Genomic DNA, 2486 nt, shown 5'->3' on the forward strand with positions numbered 1-2486 from the left:
AGGATAACCTTGGTGTCCTGCTATTTGAGCGCCATGCGCGGGGCGTTCGGCTAACAGACGCAGGCAGGCACTTCATGGAGCGTGTCACGGCGGGTGTCGATCAACTCGATCACGCAGTGAAGACCGCAGGCATGACAGCTCAAGGAGAATACGGCCGGCTTCGCATCGGCATCCATGCCTTAATCCCACGCAGCTTTCTCACGGAGCTGATCCGTCATTATCGGGAAGAACATACGGGCATTGAGGTTGAGATCACCGAAGGCACAGCCCGCGATGCGGTGATGCAGCTTCGTGCTGACCAGCTCGACGTGGTGTTCGTCGCGGGCAAGCCCGAGATGCCCGACTGCCATACCCGACCGATCTGGACCGAACCGCTGGTGGCCGTGCTATCGGATGGGCATCGCCTCGCCGGGCAGTCCGCAATCACTTGGTCCGATCTGGTCGGCGAGACTTTCATTGTTCGCTATGGTGGCACCGGCCCGCAGGTCCATGACCATATCGTGCTGCGCCTTGCCGGGCGTTGGCCCGCACCGTCGATCCGGCGCTTTGATGTGGGGCGCGACACGCTGCTATCTATGGTCGGACAAGGCTTCGGCATCACTATCGTCGGCGAGGCAACGTCATTGTTGCCGACGACCGGCATCGTCTTCCTGCCCTTCCTCGATGAACCGGAGCCGGTTGCCTTTACAGCCGTCTGGTCGCCGTTCAATCGCAACTCCGCACTGAAAAATCTACTCAACCTCGCAGGCAAAATGAAGCGTGACGGCGATTCGCCCAATCGTTTCCTGGATGGCACTCGACCGGCACGATAACGGCACAGGCGATCCATCCTATTTGCCGCCGATAGTATCCGGCAGCCCTCCGGCATCCTCTTTCCTGTTGCCCGTCCCGATTTTGCCTACTCTCTGATCGGCTCCGTCTCTTTTGCCGACTGGAGCCTGCATTGCGCGGAGGCCGAATCCTTTGGGGTCAGATCGCCGTAGTCATCACCATCGTTCTGGTGATGACGTGGGCGGCGACGCAATGGGTTGCCTTTCGCCTCGGCTTCCAGCCCCAGCTTGGAGCGCCATGGTTCGATCTGGCGGGCCTGCCGGTCTATTATCCGCCGGCCTTCTTCTGGTGGTGGTTTTCCTTCGACGCCTACGCGCCCGCTATCTTCGTCGAGGGCGGCATCATCGCGGTATCGGCCGGGTTCGGCACCTTTTCCCCGTGCAGGATCGCGAAGGCATAAACGAGCTTCACAATGTCGCGGACGTGGACGGCTGTTGCCGGGGCTCCCCGTGCCTTCACCTTGGCGCACATGGCGCGGAGATCGTCGGGGCTGATTTCCGTCAGCAGACGATTCCGAAAGGTCGGAAGAATGTCCCGCTCATAGATCGAGCGGCGCATCGCGCGGGTGCTGTCGGCCATCTTCGCCTCCAGCAACCAGCGTTCGCCAAACTCGCCGAAGCTCTTTGCCTCTTTGATGCGGCGCTTCTCGCGTTGCTTCTCTCGGGCGGGCGACCGTCCTTCAAGTATGGCGCGCTTGGCGTCGATCAGTTTCTCGCGCGCCCGCGCCAGCGACAGGTCGGAAGCGCCGTAGCGGCCCAGCGTCAAAGTCTCCCGACGCCCGTTGAGGCGGTAGTCATACCGGAACACGACCGCCCCCGAGGGATTGACCACGACGTACATACCGTCACGGTCTACGACCTTATATAATTTATTCTTTGGCTTCAGTGCTTTGATGCCAGCGTCAGTCAGCATTTCGACCCTCCGAGATCGTTCAAAAACGCCTGAGAGCCGCCCGATATACCGTCAGGCCCAAATTGGCCTACCTGAATGGCAAATTTCCTATTATTATCAAGGGAATAAGACAGAAAAAATACCGTCAGAAGCTCTCTTACCCCTGACGGTATATTCGTTTTGGCGATGCGGCAAGAGTCGCCATACCGTCAGCCATACCGTCTATTGCGAGGCTTGCCCCGCGATAGACCGCGATAGACGGCAGTATATTTAATTAATGATTTCAGTTACTTGCGTGCGGTGATCGGCGGCCGCCGGCGGCGTTCGGATAGGCCCGAATTATTCCCACTTTATTGTAAACAAGACATTTTTATCTTTTATATTCAATGGCTTATTTTCCTGCTAATTGGTAATACCATGAAAAATACCATGCTCAGAAAAGGCTTAACAATATTTTGAAAAATTGCCTACTGAGCGCTGCCGCACAGCTCCATAGGCCGCTTTCCTGGCTTTGCTTCCAGATGTATGCTCTTCTGCTCCTGCAGCTAATGGATCACCGCAAACAGGTTACTCGCCTGGGGATTCCCTTTCGACCCGAGCATCCGTATGAGACTCATGCTCGATTATTATTATTATACTCTGTACACGACAAATTTCACAGAACCCTTATCCTATCAGGATTCTGCTTTCTTAAAATTGCCAAAATTTCCTTAAACTCTTCTTTTTTCCCAAAACCAATTAAACGCTGAATCGCCATTTGAACA

At 56.0% G+C, this 2486-nt stretch carries 1 protein-coding gene and 2 pseudogenes; 2 read left to right on the top strand and 1 reads right to left on the bottom strand.

The annotated features are described in order from the left end of the window. Both FTU34_RS17540 and FTU34_RS18185 read left to right on the top strand, forming a co-directional pair. Window positions 1-812: LysR family substrate-binding domain-containing protein (locus FTU34_RS17540; RefSeq protein ID WP_159139002.1), on the top strand; the 812-nt coding region annotated here is incomplete at its 5' end. 131 nt (window positions 813-943) lie between these two features. After that, a pseudogene (locus tag FTU34_RS18185) lies at window positions 944-1186 on the top strand (conjugal transfer protein TraG); the annotation flags it as partial. Here FTU34_RS18185 and FTU34_RS17545 read toward each other — a convergent pair. Then, window positions 1183-1743, bottom strand: a pseudogene (locus FTU34_RS17545) (tyrosine-type recombinase/integrase); the annotation flags it as partial. The pseudogenes FTU34_RS18185 and FTU34_RS17545 sit on opposite strands and share 4 nt — an antisense overlap. Window positions 1744-2486 lie beyond the last annotated feature (743 nt).

This window comes from Acinetobacter sp. YH12094, assembly GCF_013419295.1.
Taxonomy (GTDB): Bacteria; Pseudomonadota; Gammaproteobacteria; order Pseudomonadales; family Moraxellaceae; genus Acinetobacter; species Acinetobacter amyesii.